13 protein-coding genes and 1 tRNA gene are annotated in these 15,818 nt (G+C 66.9%); 4 read left to right on the forward strand and 10 right to left on the reverse strand.

The window, feature by feature from the left end:
- The first annotated feature begins 31 nt into the window (after positions 1-31).
- The 3 genes from OG878_RS29325 (at position 32) to OG878_RS29335 (ending at position 3,982) form a co-directional block, all read left to right on the forward strand.
- The gene (locus tag OG878_RS29325) at positions 32-736 is read left to right on the forward strand and encodes an SIMPL domain-containing protein (protein WP_328889556.1); all 705 of its coding nucleotides are present in this window, start codon (positions 32-34) and stop codon (positions 734-736) included.
- A 125-nt stretch (positions 737-861) separates the two neighbouring features.
- Positions 862-2,295, forward strand: a complete 1,434-nt coding sequence (gene pyk, locus OG878_RS29330) for a pyruvate kinase (RefSeq protein ID WP_328889557.1) — start codon at positions 862-864, stop codon at positions 2,293-2,295.
- A gap of 1,267 nt (positions 2,296-3,562) precedes the next feature.
- Positions 3,563-3,982: a hypothetical protein gene (locus OG878_RS29335; protein WP_328889558.1), complete on the forward strand. Its 420-nt coding sequence runs from the start codon at positions 3,563-3,565 to the stop codon at positions 3,980-3,982.
- 298 nt (positions 3,983-4,280) lie between these two features.
- On the opposite strand, the gene OG878_RS29340 is transcribed toward OG878_RS29335, so the two are convergent.
- Both OG878_RS29340 and OG878_RS29345 read right to left on the reverse strand, forming a co-directional pair.
- Positions 4,281-5,069 (reverse strand): helix-turn-helix domain-containing protein, encoded by a 789-nt coding sequence (locus OG878_RS29340; protein WP_328889559.1) that lies wholly within the window; start codon positions 5,067-5,069, stop codon positions 4,281-4,283.
- Between the two features lie 85 nt (positions 5,070-5,154).
- Positions 5,155-5,238: transfer RNA gene (locus OG878_RS29345), tRNA-Leu, on the reverse strand.
- A gap of 94 nt (positions 5,239-5,332) precedes the next feature.
- On the opposite strand from OG878_RS29345, the gene OG878_RS29350 reads away from it, so the two are divergent.
- Entirely contained in the window at positions 5,333-5,992 is a 660-nt protein-coding gene (locus OG878_RS29350) for an ANTAR domain-containing response regulator (protein WP_328889560.1), read from the forward strand.
- 75 nt (positions 5,993-6,067) lie between these two features.
- Here OG878_RS29350 and OG878_RS29355 read toward each other — a convergent pair whose 3' ends face one another.
- The 8 genes from OG878_RS29355 to OG878_RS29390 all read right to left on the reverse strand — a co-directional run bounded on the left by OG878_RS29355 (position 6,068) and on the right by OG878_RS29390 (position 15,677).
- On the reverse strand, positions 6,068-6,784 hold the full coding sequence (locus OG878_RS29355) for an ABC transporter ATP-binding protein (RefSeq protein ID WP_328889561.1): 717 nt from the start codon (positions 6,782-6,784) through the stop codon (positions 6,068-6,070).
- Positions 6,781-7,674 (reverse strand): ABC transporter ATP-binding protein, encoded by an 894-nt coding sequence (locus OG878_RS29360; protein WP_328891422.1) that lies wholly within the window; start codon positions 7,672-7,674, stop codon positions 6,781-6,783. The genes OG878_RS29355 and OG878_RS29360 overlap by 4 nt, the downstream gene beginning before the upstream one ends.
- A gap of 8 nt (positions 7,675-7,682) precedes the next feature.
- A complete protein-coding gene (locus OG878_RS29365; protein WP_328889562.1) occupies positions 7,683-9,467 on the reverse strand; it encodes a branched-chain amino acid ABC transporter permease in 1,785 nt (594 codons plus the stop codon).
- 5 nt (positions 9,468-9,472) lie between these two features.
- Positions 9,473-10,405: a branched-chain amino acid ABC transporter permease gene (locus OG878_RS29370; RefSeq protein ID WP_328889563.1), complete on the reverse strand. Its 933-nt coding sequence runs from the start codon at positions 10,403-10,405 to the stop codon at positions 9,473-9,475.
- Between the two features lie 107 nt (positions 10,406-10,512).
- Positions 10,513-11,739: a branched-chain amino acid ABC transporter substrate-binding protein gene (locus OG878_RS29375; RefSeq protein WP_328889564.1), complete on the reverse strand. Its 1,227-nt coding sequence runs from the start codon at positions 11,737-11,739 to the stop codon at positions 10,513-10,515.
- A gap of 450 nt (positions 11,740-12,189) precedes the next feature.
- A complete protein-coding gene (locus OG878_RS29380) occupies positions 12,190-12,624 on the reverse strand; it encodes a hypothetical protein (RefSeq protein WP_328889565.1) in 435 nt (144 codons plus the stop codon).
- Positions 12,625-12,797: 173 nt separating this feature from the next.
- On the reverse strand, positions 12,798-13,268 hold the full coding sequence (locus tag OG878_RS29385) for a PaaI family thioesterase (protein WP_277325612.1): 471 nt from the start codon (positions 13,266-13,268) through the stop codon (positions 12,798-12,800).
- An 81-nt stretch (positions 13,269-13,349) separates the two neighbouring features.
- Positions 13,350-15,677: an FdhF/YdeP family oxidoreductase gene (locus OG878_RS29390; protein WP_328889566.1), complete on the reverse strand. Its 2,328-nt coding sequence runs from the start codon at positions 15,675-15,677 to the stop codon at positions 13,350-13,352.
- Between the last annotated feature and the right edge of the window lie 141 nt (positions 15,678-15,818).

Genomic DNA, 15,818 nt, shown 5'->3' on the forward strand with positions numbered 1-15,818 from the left:
CCGGTCACACCCCCGATGCGACAGTGGACCCGTGACCCACACACCAGCCCCCTACGGCACCCCTGACCACCCCCGCGTCGCCGTACGCGGCGAAGCCCACCTCGACGTCGACCCCGAAACCGCCCACATCACCATCACCGTCACCACCCGCGGCAAAGACCGCCGCACAACCCTGGAAGACCTCACCCGACGCAACACCGACGTCCTCGAACTCGCACGCACCTACGGACAGGCCGTCGAAAAACTCGAAACCGGCGCCCTCTCCATCACCCCCGAACTCACCGCACGCGGACGCGACGAAAAAATCCGCGCCTACCACGGCCGCGTCCACATCACCGCCGTCCTCAACGACTTCACCGCACTCGGCGAACTCACCACCCGCATCGCCGACCTCGACATGACCCGCATCAACGGCCCCTGGTGGGCCCTGCGCCCCGACTCACCCGCCCACGGCGAAGCCCGCCGTCAAGCCGTACGAGAAGCCGTCCAGCGCGCCCGCGAATACGCCGAAGCCCTCGGCACCCACCTCACCGCCCTCCTCGAGCTCGCCGACCTCGGCGCCGAGAACACCGCCCCCATCCCACCCATGCCCACCGCACCCGGCAGCCTCCGCGCCCGCGCCGCATACGGCGGAGCAGAACCCGAAACACCCCCCGCCCTCGACCTCGAACCCCAACGACAGACCGTCCACGCCCAGGTGAACGCCCGCTTCACCATGGCACCCCCAAAACTCTGAACAGAATGCTCATCAGAGCGCCCCCATGCACAATTCAACACTTGTCAATAACCCTTCACCCAAAGGTTGTTGAGTCGACACGCAGACCCAAATCGCTACCCGTAGGTAAGGTCTAGGCTCAAACCATGCGCCGAGCAAAAATTGTCTGCACCCTGGGCCCAGCCACCGACACATACGACCAGATCAAGGCACTCGTCGAAGCCGGAATGGACATCGCCCGCTTCAACCTCAGCCACGGCACCTACGCCGAACACGAACAGCGCTACCGCCACGTACGCAAAGCCTCCGACGAAACCGGCCACAGCGTCGGCATCCTCGCCGACCTTCAAGGCCCGAAGATCCGCCTCGGCCGCTTCCGCGAAGGCCCCGTACTCCTTGAACGCGGCGACACCTTCACCATCACCACCGAACCCATCGAAGGCGACCGCAACACCTGCGGCACCACCTACGACGGCCTCAACACCGACGTCACCCCCGGCGAACGCATCCTCGTCGACGACGGCCGCGTCACCCTCCAAGTCACCGACATCGACGGCCCCCGCGTCCACACCACCGTCATCGAAGGAGGCATGGTCTCCGACAACAAAGGCCTCAACCTCCCCGGCGTCGCCGTCTCCGTCCCCGCCCTCTCCGACAAGGACATCGAAGACCTCCGCTGGGCCCTGCGCACCGGCGCCGACATCATCGCCCTCTCCTTCGTACGCAGCGGACGCGACATCGACGACGTCCACCGCATCATGGACGAAGAAGGCCGCCGCCTCCCCGTCATCGCCAAAGTCGAAAAACCCCAGGCCGTCGAAAACATCGACGACATCGTCGCCGCATTCGACGGCATCATGGTCGCCCGCGGCGACCTCGGCGTCGAAATGCCCCTCGAACAAGTCCCCATCGTCCAGAAGCGCGCCATCAAACTCGCCAAGCGCAACGCCAAACCGGTCATCGTCGCCACCCAGATGCTCGACTCGATGATCGACAATTCCCGGCCTACCCGCGCCGAAGCATCCGACGTCGCCAACGCCGTCATCGACGGCACCGACGCGGTCATGCTCTCCGGCGAAACCAGCGTCGGCAAATACCCCATCGAAACGGTCCGCACGATGTCCCGCATCGTCGAAGCCGCCGAGGAAGACATCCTCGCCAAGGGCCTGCCCCCGCTCACCGACCGCAACAAGCCCCGCACCCAGGGCGGCGCGGTCGCCCGCGCAGCAGCCGAGATGGGCGACTTCCTCGGCGCGAAATTCCTCGTCGCCTTCACCCAGAGCGGCGACACGGTCAAGCGGCTCTCCCGCTACCGCTCACCCATCCCGCTCCTTGCCTTCACCCCGGACCCGGCCACCCGCTCCCAGCTGAACCTCACCTGGGGCGTCGAGACCTTCCTCGGCCCGCACGTCGACTCCACAGACGCGATGGTCGCCCAGGTCGATGAGGAGCTCCTGCGGATCGGCCGCTGCGAGAAGGGCGACATCGTGGTCATCACGGCCGGCTCCCCGCCCGGAGTCCCGGGCTCGACGAACCTGGTCCGCGTGCACCACATCGGCGAGGACGACAGCCCCAAGTAGCACCGACCGGCACAGGGGGCGTCACGGCGTCCGGCACGCACATCTGCGGCGCCGTCGTCCATTCCCATGGCTCCTTCACCCGCCCCATGTGCCAGGTCGGCGCATATCGGTCGTCGGTGCCTCGGCCGACACTCCGGGAGGACGCCTGCCCCGAGTTCGGCCCGCCCCCGGCCTTCGATGCCAAGATCCAAGGTGATCTGCACGGCGAGCGCCATCGAACCGTCAACGCCCCCATCCGCACGGCCGTGCGGGCTCGCGGGCGCTGCCGGACGAAGCAGTGCCCTCACGTGCGTCCGTATGGCGATCACGAGCCCGGGACCCGGCCGGCAAGGGTCGCCGAAAGGCGGACCATGCGCCGCAAGGCCCCTTTTAACGCCTTGTCGATCGCCTTCGTGGGCCGCCGCCCTGCCCGGCAACCACCAAGACCTCAACAACGCCTGTCAGTCATCGTGTTGACCACCCGTCCGGCCTCGCCGGCATCCCGGGGTGACACTCCGACGACACAAGTCCGTCTCGTGCCTCGATGAGGACCGCGAGTCCGACACGGGGCGGGCAGGCGCTCGGTCGTGACCCTCCGCCGGACGTCCACGCCTGCCGCGAAAGGGTCCACGAACATGCGTCGGCCCCGTCCACGGCCCGCCTTCCCAGCCTCCGCTCCTCATGGGCCCTGACCCGCTTCCGCACGTGCCCTTCTCGGACAACTGCGGGGTCGAGGCCAAGGTGCAGAACTACGTCCGCAACGCGGGCAACGGGATCATGACCTCAGGCGCCTACCCAGGAAGGATGCAGCGAGGCAGACCATCTGACCCAGGCCGCGATGCGGTCCACCCGCCAAACGGCCCAGATCCTGCAGGCCATGAGGAACAACCCTGGACTCGCGCGAGCGAGAGCCAGCAGGGCCATGATGTTCGCAGGCAAGGGGCTGCTGGTGGGCGGCATCGACTTGACCGCCTGTTCCAACCACCAGTCCACTGACGGTGACATCCCCCTGACAGCCACAGAAACCGCAGTCGATACCGTCGCGGTCATGGCCGCGACAAAAGAAGGCGCCACTCTCGGGGCGGCGATCTGCACCGCCATCGCACCCGGCGTAGGAACCGTCATCGGTAGAGCCACCGGCGCCGGAGCGTCACCGGCATCCTGGCGACAGGCACCCTCAACAACGTCATATCGAACGGCTGGAAAAGCGTGAAGGGCTCGTTCAGCTGACCGCCGGACCGAAACAGGGCGCCGGGTGGGCCCGAGCAACACATGGAGAGATCACGCAATGCCGTACTTCATCGGACTCTTCTTCGTGGCCGGGTCCACATACATGACCTGGAAGGCAACCCAGCTCTGGCGCCACGCCGACCTGGTCGACTTCTTCATACAGACCCTCTCCTTCATGCCGTTCGGCAAGGAGGTCAAACGAGGAGAGATACGTTCCCTCGGCCTCACCGCCGTCTCGCTCTGGGGCGTCACGACCCTTCTCCTCATGGGCCTCCTGGACGTTGAGATGACCGGCCCGACCACCGTTCTGTTCGCCATCACGACGGTGATCGTTCTTCTCTGCCTCCTGTGCGAAATCAGCGTCATCCTGTTCAACGCTCCGAAAATCGTCGTACCACCCCACATGCGTTCCGACCCGGGCCTCCTGGCCGCGCGCAAAGCAAGCCGGTCGACCGGACCGAAACGGCTCAAGCCCTGAGACGACGGTCCCCGCGGCCACGCCTTGCGCACGGCACGCGAGCGCCGTGGTCGCCCCCTGACCCCCTCCAGCGGATCCCCATCGGCACCGACGGGGGCCCCACGTCAGCGTGGCCGCGCGCGCCGTCCTGAACCTGGTGCCGCGCGGGCACCTCATGACCCACACCGTGATCAGTCCACCGTCCGCGCGATACAGATACCCGCCCGGCACCACGCCCGATCCGGCTTGCTTCGTGCCTTCGCCACCGTCGCCGACCTCATGGTCCGAGCATCTCGTGGGACTTTCACGAAATCGGTCGTCAGTGCTTCGGCCCGACGTGAGCGTCCATGAGGGCGACGGACGCCCGTCGGGCGACGGAGATGTTGTATTTCTTGCCTGCGCGCGTGCAGTGCTTCCACTCGACGCCCAGCTTGTCGAGGGTGTCGGTGTAGAGCCTCCGGATGTCGTCCGAGACGTTGGTGAACCAGTACCTCGGGTACTCGTAGCGCTTTCGCTCGCCACCCACGATGCGGGTTGTCCAGTTCGTGATCCGGCAGCCATCGGAGTGGATGAGCCCCCGGATGAATGCCCAGGGGTTCGCATCGACGATCCTCTGCTGCCAGGGCTCCAGCGCGATCTCGCGTTCGTGCTTCTTACCGCGCCCGTGCTGTGGGAAGAGGCAGAGAAGGTGCTTCGAGTAGACCTTGATGTTGTGGCAACCCGTCTTACGGACCCGGCAGGTGGCATTGGCCGGGAACACCTTGCGCATCGCGGCCTCGGCCTCGTCCTGAATGCCGGGCCAGGAGTCGTCGAGAGTGATCATGAGGTTGGGCACTCGATGCTGCGAATGCTGGCTTACATGGCCGTCACCCAGGTACAGGCCCAGGAGGTACGAATAGGCGATTGTGTCGAGATCGACGCCGTCGCACCGATGACACTTCGGGTTGTGTGACCCCGGACACTCGCCCCGCTTGGAGCGATCAACGTGGAGCCAGTACGAGACGGTGCCGCGAGGCACATTCAGCTGACGTGCGACGTCCGCGCTCTTTGCGCCGGACCGGAGGAGGTTGAGCGCCTTCTGGCGCACCTCTATGCCGTGGAAGTTCACATGACCACCTTGTGTGACGAGTGGTGGCCATGAGTAGCAAAGAGCGGATGTTCACGAGAACGTGAACATCCGCATTGTGGAGTAGTGCCGGGTATGGGATTCGAACCCACATGTCCTTTCGGACAGAGGTGTTTGAGACCTCCGCGTCAGCCAGTTGCGCCAACCCGGCTTAGTAGCCGGTCAGAAGTGTACCTGGTGACAGAAGCGCGCAGCAGGTAGGTAGGCTGCTTTCGCAGCAGCACTGCCCTTATACGAGGAGCCCCGTGACCACGCCCGAGTCGCCCCAGCCCGTCGCCGACGACGACAAGTCGCACGTCCCGCCGCTGACGACCCGCGTCGTCATCGCCGAGGACGAGGCGCTCATCCGCCTCGACCTCAAAGAGATGCTCGAAGAAGAGGGCTACGCGGTCGTCGGCGAGGCCGGTGACGGCGAGAGGGCGGTCGAGCTGGCCCGGGAGCACCGGCCGGACCTCGTCATCCTCGATGTGAAGATGCCGATCCTCGACGGCATCTCCGCTGCGGAGAAGATCTCCGAGGAGTCCATCGCGCCCGTTCTCATGCTGACGGCGTTCTCGCAGCGTGATCTCGTGGAGCGGGCCCGGGACGCCGGTGCGATGGCGTATCTCGTGAAGCCGTTCAGCAAGAGCGATGTGGTGCCGGCGATCGAGATGGCGGTGTCGCGGTTCGCGGAGCTGAAGGCGCTGGAGTCCGAGGTTGCGGATCTTGCGCAGCGGCTGGAGACGCGGAAGCTGGTGGATCGGGCGAAGAGCATTCTGCAGACGGATTACGGGTTGTCGGAGCCGGCGGCGTTCCGGTGGATTCAGAAGACGTCGATGGATCGTCGGTTGTCGATGCAGCAGCTTGCCGAGGCGTTGATCGAGGATGCCGAGGAGAAGAAGCGGGCGGCGAGGGACGGCGCGTAGTCGCTGGGTTTGTACGGATGAGGCCCGCGCCCCGGATGGATCGGGGTGCGGGCCTCATCCGTGTGGTGCGGTGGGTCAGTCCTCGCCGAGGTAGGCCTTGCGGACGGATTCGTCGTGGAGGAGGTCTGCGCCGGTGCCGGAGAGGACGATGTTGCCGACCTCCATGACGTGGCCCTGGTCCGCGAGGGAGAGGGCTGCTTGGGCGTTCTGCTCGACGAGCAGGATCGTGGTGCCCGCCGCCTTGAGTTCGACGATGGTCTCCATGATCTTCTGCATCATGATCGGCGAGAGGCCCATGGAGGGCTCGTCGAGCATGAGCAGTTTGGGCTGGGACATGAGTGCGCGTCCCATGGCGAGCATCTGCTGCTCGCCGCCGGAGAGGGTGCCTGCGGCCTGCTTCCTGCGTTCCCCGAGGATGGGGAAGAGGTCGTAGGAGCGCTGGATGTCCTTTTGGATGCCTGCCTTGTCGGAGCGCAGGAATGCTCCGAGTTGGAGGTTTTCGGCGATCGTCAGCCGGGGGAAGATGTGGCGTCCCTCGGGGGAGTGGGCGAGGCCCAGGGCGACGATTTTGTGGGCGGGGATGTTGGTGAGTGGTTTGCCCTCGAAGAGGATTTGGCCGCCGGTGGGCTTGAGGAGGCCGGAGAGGGTGCGCAGGGTGGTGGTTTTGCCCGCGCCGTTGGTGCCGATGAGGGTGACGACCTGGCCGGCTTCGACGGTGAAGGAGATGCCTTTGACGGCTTCGATCTTGCCGTAGGCGACCTTGAGGTCTTCGACCTCGAGCAGTGCGGTCACTGGGCGTTTCCTTCCGTGCTGGTGTTGCTCTGTGCTCCGGAGGCTTCGGCGGCCTCGACTTCGGCGACTTCTTCGGCGCCGGGGGCGCCTTCGAAGGGGGTGCCGAGGTAGGCGGCGATGACGCGGTCGTCGCTCTGGACGACTTCCGAGGTTCCTTCGACGAGCTTTTCGCCTTGGACGAGACAGGCGACGCGGTCGCACAGGTTGAAGATGAAGCGCATGTCGTGCTCGATGACGAGGACGGCGATGCCTTGGTCGCGGATGGCGAAGATGAGTTCTTCGGTGACGCGGGTTTCTTGGGGGTTCATGCCGGCGGTGGGCTCGTCGAGGAGGAGGAGTCCGGGGTCGCTGGCGAGGGCGCGGGCGATTTCCAGCTTGCGCTGGTCTCCGTAGGGGAGGTTGCGCGCGAGGTGGTCTGCTTTGTCCTGGAGGCCGATGAACTCGAGGAGTTCCATGGCGCGGGCGTGGGATGCGGCTTCGGCTTTTTTGAAGCCGGGGCCGCGCAGGAGGGCCGACCAGAGGCCTTCCTTGGTGCGGGTGTGGCGGCCGACGAGGACGTTTTCCAGGACGGTCATGTTGGCGAAGAGCCGGATGTTCTGGAAGGTGCGTGCCACGCCGGCTTTGGTGACGAGGTGTGGTTTGGGCGGGAGTACGGAGCCCTTGTAGCTGACGGTGCCTTCGGTGGGGACGTAGAGCCCGGTGAGGCAGTTGAAGAAGGTGGTCTTGCCGGCGCCGTTGGGGCCGATGAGGCCGACGATTTCGCCTGCGTTGACGGTGAAGTCGACGTTGCGTACGGCGGTGAGTCCGCCGAATCGCATGGTGACTCCGGTGGCCTCAAGGACGGGGGTGCCGGTCTTGGGGGTGCCTTCGGTGATGGTGTCGGTGGTCATTTCGGCTGTCACGCCCCCGCCTTGGCGATGCCGGCGCCGGTTTCTTCGGACTGCCGTGGTTCTGGTACGTCGATGGGGTCGTTCTCGTGGTATTCGAGTTGCTGTCGCTTGTTGGCGACGACTCCTTCGGGGCGGAAGCGCATCAGGAGGATGAGCGCGAGGCCGAAGAAGAGCAGCTGGTAGTCGTTGAGGAACTGCAGTTTGGTCGGGATGACGTACAGCAGTGTGGCGCCGAGCAGGGGTCCGGTGATGGTTCCCATGCCGCCGAGGATGACGGCGGCGAGGAGGAACGCGGAGCTGGGCGGTACGGGTCCGGCGAAGACGTACATCTCGGGGACGACGGTGTGCTGTACGTGGGCTTGTACGGTGCCGGCGAGGCCGGCGAGGGTGGCGCCGAGTGCGAAGGCGATGAGTTTGACGCGGAAGCCGTTGATGCCCATGGCGGTGGCGGCTGTTTCGTCTTCGCGGATGGCGACCCAGGCGCGGCCGATGCGGGAGTTGCCTGCGCGGGCGAAGATCGTGACGACGAGTGCCGTGCAGAGCAGCATCAGCCAGAAGTAGTTGGCGTAGGAGCCGAGGGTGAAGCCGCCGATGGTGTGTTCTGCCCCGAAGTCGTATCCGAAGAATTTGAGGTCGGGGATGTTGGGGACGCCGTTGGGGCCGTTGGTGACGCTGGGGCCGGAGGTGCCGTCGAGGTTGCCCATGGTGATTCGGAAGATTTCTCCGAAGCCGAGGGTGACGATGGCGAGGTAGTCGCCGCGCAGTCGCAGGGTGGGGGCGCCGATGAGGACGCCGAAGATCAGCGATGCGGCGGCGCCGGTGAGGGCGGCGGCCCAGAACGGGAGGTGGACGCCGAAGGTTGAGGCGGTCGATCCGGAGACGAGGGCGGCGGTGTAGGCGCCTACGCCGAGGAAGGCGACGTATCCGAGGTCGAGCAGTCCGGCGAGGCCGACGACGACGTTGAGGCCGAGGGCGACGGTCGCGAAGATCAGGATGCTGACGGCGAGGAGGGTGAACTGGTCGGTGTTCTGGGTGAACGGGAAGACCGCGGCTGCCGCGAAGGCGGCGATGACGGTGACCTTGCGGTGTTCGGTGGTGAGTGCCTTGAGGCGGGCGCTCAGTCCGGAGCGGGAGAGCGTGGCGACGCCGAAGGCGGCGAGGATCAGGAAGCCGACGAATTGTTCGCTTTCGGCCTGGAGTCCGTAGGAGGCGACGAACAGGCCGATGGCGAATGCGGCGGCGATGACGAGGATTTGGGCCCAGGAGGGGAGTGCTTTGGGCCGGGCGAGTTTGGTGCTGCCGATGCCGAAGACTGCGGCGAGCGCCTTCTTGAGGCCGCCGGCGGTGGGGTCGGTGTCGCGGTGGAGCGGCAGTCCGAGTGCGGCGAGCAGGGTGATGAGGGAGGCTGCCGCGGCGACGAATCCGCCGGGTTCCAGGTTGGCGATGCCGCCGAGTTCCTGGGCGATGGCGATGACGGTGTACCAGGTGGTGCCGAAGGTGCCGAGTGCGATGAGTAGCAGGGCGTTGTTGCTGCCTGCGGGGTTGAGCCAGCAGAGGCCGCGTGCGCCGTGGCCTGCGAGGGCGAACAGCAGGGTGAGGGCGGCGCCGACGAGGGTGATGACCTGGAGGCCGCCGGGGTAGCCGGTGACGGTGAGGTCGCCGGGGAATTCGTCGGTCCAGGTCCAGGCGAGGAAGGTGCTCGCGAGGGTGGCGATGGCTCCGATGGTGGTGGCGAGTCGTGCGCCGGCCTCGGGGAGCGGGATGACGGGGGTGGTCTCGTGAGTGTTTGTCATGGGTATCACGCCCTGTCCGCGACACGTTCGCCGAGCAGGCCTTGTGGCCTGACCAGGAGGACGACGATGAGCAGGACGAACGCCCAGACGTTGGCCCAGGCTCCGCCGCCGAGCTTGTCCATCCCGGGGATGTCCTGGATGTACTGGATGGAGAGGGCTTCGGCGAGGCCGAGTACGACGCCGCCGAGCATGGCGCCGTAGATGTTGCCGATGCCGCCGAGGACGGCTGCGGTGAAGGCCTTGAGGCCGGCGATGAAGCCCATCTCGTAGTTGATCTGGCCGTACTTGAGGCCGGAGGAGACCGCTGCGACCGCGGCGAAGGCGGCGCCGATGGCGAAGGCCATCACGATGATGCGGTTGGTGTTGATGCCCATGAGCTGGGCGGTGTCGGGGTCCTGTGCGGTGGCCTGCATGGCGCGGCCGGAGCGGCTCTTGGCGACGAAGACGCCGAGGGCGAGCATGCACAGAGGTGCGGCGACGAGGAGGAAGAGGTCTGCGCGCTGGATCTGCAGGTTGTCGGTGATCTTGAAGGCGTCGCCGGTGAATTCGGGGAAGCTGCGGGCCTTCTTGGCGTCGGGGTAGAAGCCCCAGACGATCTGCTGCAGTGCGATGGAGAGACCGATTGCGGTGATCAGCGGGGCCAGGCGGGGCGCGGTGCGCAGTGGCCGGTAGGCGAATCTTTCGGCGGCGGTGGCGATGGCCACCGAGGCTATGACGCCGCCGATGAGCATGAGCGGGATGGCCATCCACAGGGCTGTTCCGCTGGGGAGCCAGAGGTAGATGGTGAGGGCGCCGAAGCCCCCGATCATGAAGATCTCGCCGTGGGCGAAGTTGATGAGCTGGACGATCCCGTACACCATGGTGTAGCCGATGGCGATGAGGCCATAGAGGGCACCGAGGGTCAGGCCGTTGGCCAGCGTTTGCGGCAGTTCGTGCACCGCAGGCCTCCGATGAGCGTGTCGGATATGACACCGCGCGAGGGCGCTGTTTGCGCCCTCGCGCGGTCTGGTTCAAGTCGTGCGGGTCGTGCGGGGTGTTGCGGTGGTCAGTCCTTGAAGGTCTCGCTCTTCACGGACTCCCACTTGCCGCCCTTGACCTCGTACACGGTGAGCTGCTTGTTGGTGGTGTCGCCGTACTCGTCGAAGGCGACCTTGCCGGTCACGCCGTCGAAGGAGACCTTGGCCATGGCCTCGGTGATCTTGGCGCGGGCGTCGTCGGGCAGCTTGCCGTCGTTTTCGGCGACGACGGCCTTGACGGCCTGGATGATGGACCAGGCGGCGTCGTAGGAGTAGCCGCCGTAGGCCGCGTAGGGGTCCTTGTAGCCGCCTGCGGAGTAGTCGGCGATGAACTTCTTGGCGGTGTCGAGCTGCTCGACCGGGTAGCCGACCGAGGTGGCGAGGTCACCGTCGTTGGCGACGCCGGACGCCGAGATGAAGGCGGGGTCGTAGATGCCGTCGCCACCCATGGCGGGGATCTTCGCTCCGGCCTTCTTGATCTGGTCGGAGAGGAGGCCGCCCTCGGGGTACTGGCCGCCGAAGTAGACGGAGTCGGCGCCGGAGTTCTTGACCTTGTCGGCGGTGCTGGAGAAGTCGGTCTCCTTCACCGTGACGTGGTCGGTGCCGACGACCTTGCCGCCCAGGCGCTCGAACTCCTTGGAGAAGATGGCTGCGAGGCCGGCGCCGTAGGTCTGCTTGTCGTCGACGACGTAGACCTTCCGCTTCTTCGCGTCGTTGTAGTAGTACTGCGCGGCGAAGCGGCCCTGGATGACGTCCGTGGTGGCCGTACGGAAGTAGGTGTCGAAGGGGCGCTTGAGGTCGCCGCTGCCCCAGTTGTCGCCCTGGCTGAGCGCCGGGTTGGTGTTGGCCGGCGAGACCTGGGTGAGGTGGGCCTTGGCGAAGTCGCTCTGCATCGACTGCGACACACCGGAGTTCAGCGGGCCGACGACGCCGAGGACGTCCTTGTTGGCGACGAGCGTCACGGCGTTCTGGTGGCCGGTGGCCGGTACGGCCTGGTCGTCCATTTCCTGGATCTTGAAGGTGACGCCGGGGACTTCTTTGTTCTTGTTCGCCGTCTTGGCGGCGAGGTCCACGGAGTTCTTGATGCCCTGGCCGAGGGCGGAGAGCGAGCCCGTGAGCGGGGCGTCCACGCCGATGATCACGGTGGTGTTCTTGTCGCCGCTGCTCTTGTTGTCGTCGCGCGAACCGCAAGCGGTCAAGGTAAGAGCACCGGTGGTCATCACAGCGGTGAGAATGAGCAAGGAACGGTGTCGCACGGTGAATCCTTTCCCAGGCGCGGCCCCCTCTGCTGAGGTGCCGTTGCACTCGCCGGGCCGTGCTGGTGCGTGGAAGCGTCGCGATCTCAGTCGCGCCCGGCGGCGCGGTGACTGGCCGTGACTCTAAGCGGAGGTGGAGGGGTACGGGACCAGGGAACGGAAGGATGTGACTGTCTTGTTATGCCATGGGTGAGTCCGAGGGGGTGATGTGCGGCTTTTCGTAGGGGCGCCGATGACCACATGCTGAGAACGCGCAGTTCGGTTAAGGGGCTTGGAGCGATCATGGTGCTGTCACAGGGTGGTGCGCCGGGCGGGTCGGGACGGGGTCTTCGGCATGCATGGGTTGGGTTGCGCCACCTTGATTCCCTATTGCGCCCTTGTTACGGAGTGTTATGTGCGGGGAAAGGGGTTCGGCTTCGGGTGGTGCGGGGGTGAGTGGTCCGGTTCGCGTCAAGAGCTGGGATGCGGAGGTTGTGGGCTCCTGCGGCGGAGGTCCGGTGTGGCTCGGGTTGGCGGACGCCAGTTCTCGGAGCTTCCGGTGGCGCCGTGCTGGGCGGTGCACCGCTCGCGCGTCTGGCGTTCGATCAGTTTCTGTGCGGCGGCTGTGCCATGGCGTTTTTGCTCGATTCGGGCGGCTGTGACCACGTTCTCGTGAAGGGCGTACTGCTCGTTGGAGAGACCTTTTTGCTCCCAGTCGATGCCGGACTGTGAACTGCCCTTGAGGGTTTCGAGAGCCCAATAGGTGACCAGGCGGGTGCAGATGTCGGCGGGGGTGCTGGGCTGTGCGGCCGGATCGCGAGGGGGGTCGGAGCAGCCGGAGAGGGCCGCGGCGGTGAGGAGCGCGGCGAGGGTGAGCACGGCCGGACGGTGCGACGCGTGGCGCATGCAGGCAATTTAGGTCGTCACGGGCAGTCACGCAACGGGTCGTGCGCGGCTGGTGGGCCCATGCGCAGGGAGGGCCTGGACGCGCCACTGCCCGGCCGGTGCGCGGGGTGTGCGCCGGCCGGGCAGTGAGGTGGTGGTGCGGTGGTGCGGGTGCCGTCGGGTTGCGTGGTGGGTCAGGCGGCGGCCGGCTTGGGGGCGTCGCGGAGCAGGCAGGTGAGGCGGGCGGTGCAGACCCGCTTGTCCTGTTCGTCGGTGATGACGATCTCGTACGTGGCGGTGGAGCGGCCGCGGTGTACGGGGGTGGCGACGCCGGTGACGAGTCCGTTCCGTACCCCTCGGTGATGGGTGCAGTTCAGGTCGACGCCCACGGCGAGCTTGGTGGCGCCGCCGTGGAGCATGCTGCCGACGGAGCCGAGGGTCTCGGCGAGGACGGCGGATGCGCCGCCGTGCAGCAGGCCGTAGGGCTGGGTGTTGCCTTCGACGGGCATGGTGCCGACGACGCGGTCCGCGGAGGCTTCGACGATCTGGACGCCCATGCGTTCGCCGAGGTGGCCCGCGGAGAAGAGGGCGGGCAGGTCGACGCCGAGGGCGGCGTACTCGTCGATGATCTCCTGGGGGAACTTGGGTGCGGTGTGCTCGCCCATGGGGTCCGGCTCCGATCGTCTGCGGTGGTTCATGGCTCTACTGCTGTGTGCACTGTTCTTATCAGACGACTGAGCGAACGCTTAGCGGGTCGTGGGTGCCGGTTCTTCCTGGATGTCCTGTTCCGGGATGTTCCGGCTCCGGGTGCTCTCGAAGCGGATGACGACGGACTTGCTGGCGGGGGTGTTGCTGGTATCGGCGGTGGAGTCGAGGGGGATCAGCACATTGGTCTCGGGGTAGTAGGCGGCGGCGCAGCCCCGGGCGGTGGGGTAGTGGACGATGCGGAAGCCGGGGGCGCGGCGTTCGGTGCCGTCCTTCCATTCGCTGACGAGGTCGCTGTAGGCGCCGTCGGCGAGGCCGAGGGTGCGGGCGTCGTCGGGGTTGACCATGACGATGCGGCGGCCGCCCTTGATGCCGCGGTAGCGGTCGTCGAGGCCGTAGATCGTGGTGTTGTACTGGTCGTGGGAGCGCAGGGTCTGCAGCAGCAGCCGGCCTTCGGGGAGTTCGGGGTATTCGACGGGCGCCGCGGTGAAGTTGGCCCTGCCGGTGGCGGTGGGGAAGCGGCGGGAGTCGCGGGGGGCGTGCGGGAGGGTGAAGCCGTCCGGGTGGGCGACGCGGGCGTTGAAGTTCTCGAAGCCGGGCACGACGCGGGAGATGCGGTCGCGGATCGTGGCGTAGTCCTTCTCGAACTCTTCCCATTCGGTGGTGGATCCGGGGCCGAGGACGGCGCGGGCGAGGCGGGCGACGATGGCGGGTTCGGAGAGCAGGTGGGGGCTTGCGGGGGTGAGGTTGCCGCGGGAGGCGTGGACCTTGCTCATGGAGTCCTCGACGGTGACGAACTGCTTGCCGCCGGCCTGGATGTCCTTGTCGGTGCGGCCGAGGGTGGGCAGGATCAGTGCGCGGCGGCCGGTGACGGCGTGCGACCGGTTGAGCTTGGTCGACACGTGGACGGTGAGGCGGGCGCGGCGCATGGCTGCTTCGGTGACGGCCGTGTCGGGGGTGGCGGCGACGAAGTTGCCGCCCATCGCGAAGAAGACCTTGGCGTCGCCGTCGCGCAGGGCCTGGATGGAGCGGACGACGTCGTAGCCGTGGTGGCGCGGTGAGGTGATGTGGAATTCCCTGTCGAGGGCGTCGAGGAATTCGGGTGCGGGCCGTTCGAAGATGCCCATGGTGCGGTCGCCCTGGACGTTGGAGTGGCCGCGGACGGGGCAGACTCCGGCGCCGGGACGGCCGATGTTGCCGCGCAGCAGAAGGAAGTTGACGACTTCGCGGATGGTCGCGACGGAGTGTTTGTGCTGGGTGAGGCCCATGGCCCAGCACACGATGGTGCGCTTCGAGGCGAGGATCATGGTGAGGGCCTGCTCGATGGCGGCGCGGTCGAGGCCGGTGGCGGTGAGGGTCTCGTCCCAGTCGGCGGCGCGGGCGGCGGCCGCGAACTCCTCGAACCCGTGGGTGTGTTCGGTGACAAATGCGCCGTCGACGGCGCCTTCGGTCTCCAGGATCATCTTGTTGAGGAGCCGGAAGAGGGCCTGGTCGCCGCCGATGCGGATCTGCAGGAACAGGTCGTTGAGGGCGGTGCCCTTGATCATGCCGTGGGGGGTCTGGGGGTTCTTGAACCGTTCCAGCCCGGCTTCGGGCAGCGGGTTGACCGAGATGATCCTGGCGCCTGCGGCTTTGGCCTTCTCCAGGGCGGAGAGCATCCGGGGGTGGTTGGTGCCGGGGTTCTGTCCGGCGACGATGATCAGGTCGGCGTGGTGGAGGTCCTCGAGGGAGACGCTGCCCTTGCCGACGCCGATGGTCTCCATGAGTGCGGAGCCGGAGGACTCATGGCACATGTTGGAGCAGTCCGGCAGGTTGTTGGTGCCGAATTCGCGGGCGAAGAGCTGGAGCAGGAACGCGGCCTCGTTGCTGGTGCGGCCGGAGGTGTAGAAGAGCGCCTCGTCGGGGGAGCCGAGGGCGCGCAGTTCCCCGGCGATGATCTCGAAGGCGCGTTCCCAGGTCACCGCTTCGTACCGGTCGGCGCCCTCGGGCAGGTACATCGGCTGGGTGATGCGGCCCTGCTGGCCGAGCCAGTACCCGCTGCGGGTGGCCAGGTCGGCGACGGGGTGCGCGGCGAAGAAGTCGGGGGTGACGCGGCGCAGGGTGGCTTCTTCGGCGACGGCCTTGGCGCCGTTCTCGCAGAATTCGGCGGTGTGCCGTTTGTCGCCCTCGGGCCAGGCGCAGCCGGGGCAGTCGAAGCCGTCCTTCTGGTTGACCTTCAGGAGGGTCCGGGCGGCGCGGCGCACGCCCATCTGCTGCTGGGCTATGCGCAGGCTGTGGGCAACGGCGGGAATCCCGGCGGCGGCGTGCTGGGCCGGCGCGACGTGCGGTGCGTCCTGGACCGGGTCACCGGTGGGCGGCTTGGTGGCCATTGTGCTCCTCTTCGAGCCAGCTGCGAACCTGCGCGGTGTCGCTGCGTGTGTGCGTGTCCTTGGTTCCTGTTCCAAATCGTGTCACGCGCGGCGGGGCGTGTGCTCGGCGACCGTGTGCGGTCCGGATTGTCAGTGGGCCGT

The sequence above is a fragment of the Streptomyces sp. NBC_00316 genome (genome assembly GCF_036158715.1).
Lineage (GTDB): Bacteria > Actinomycetota > Actinomycetes > Streptomycetales > Streptomycetaceae > Streptomyces.

Bases quoted from the DNA above. Each gene is read 5' to 3' on its own strand.
- pyk (WP_328889557.1), top strand. From the start codon at position 862: ATGCGCCGAGCAAAAATTGTCTGCACCCTGGGCCCAGCCACCGACACA.
- OG878_RS29335 (WP_328889558.1), top strand. From the start codon at position 3,563: ATGCCGTACTTCATCGGACTCTTCTTCGTGGCCGGGTCCACATACATG.
- OG878_RS29360 (WP_328891422.1), bottom strand. From the start codon at position 7,674: ATGACCACCGACACCATCACCGAAGGCACCCCCAAGACCGGCACCCCC.
- OG878_RS29365 (WP_328889562.1), bottom strand. From the start codon at position 9,467: ATGACAAACACTCACGAGACCACCCCCGTCATCCCGCTCCCCGAGGCC.
- OG878_RS29380 (WP_328889565.1), bottom strand. From the start codon at position 12,624: ATGCGCCACGCGTCGCACCGTCCGGCCGTGCTCACCCTCGCCGCGCTC.
- OG878_RS29385 (WP_277325612.1), bottom strand. From the start codon at position 13,268: ATGGGCGAGCACACCGCACCCAAGTTCCCCCAGGAGATCATCGACGAG.
- OG878_RS29390 (WP_328889566.1), bottom strand. From the start codon at position 15,677: ATGGCCACCAAGCCGCCCACCGGTGACCCGGTCCAGGACGCACCGCAC.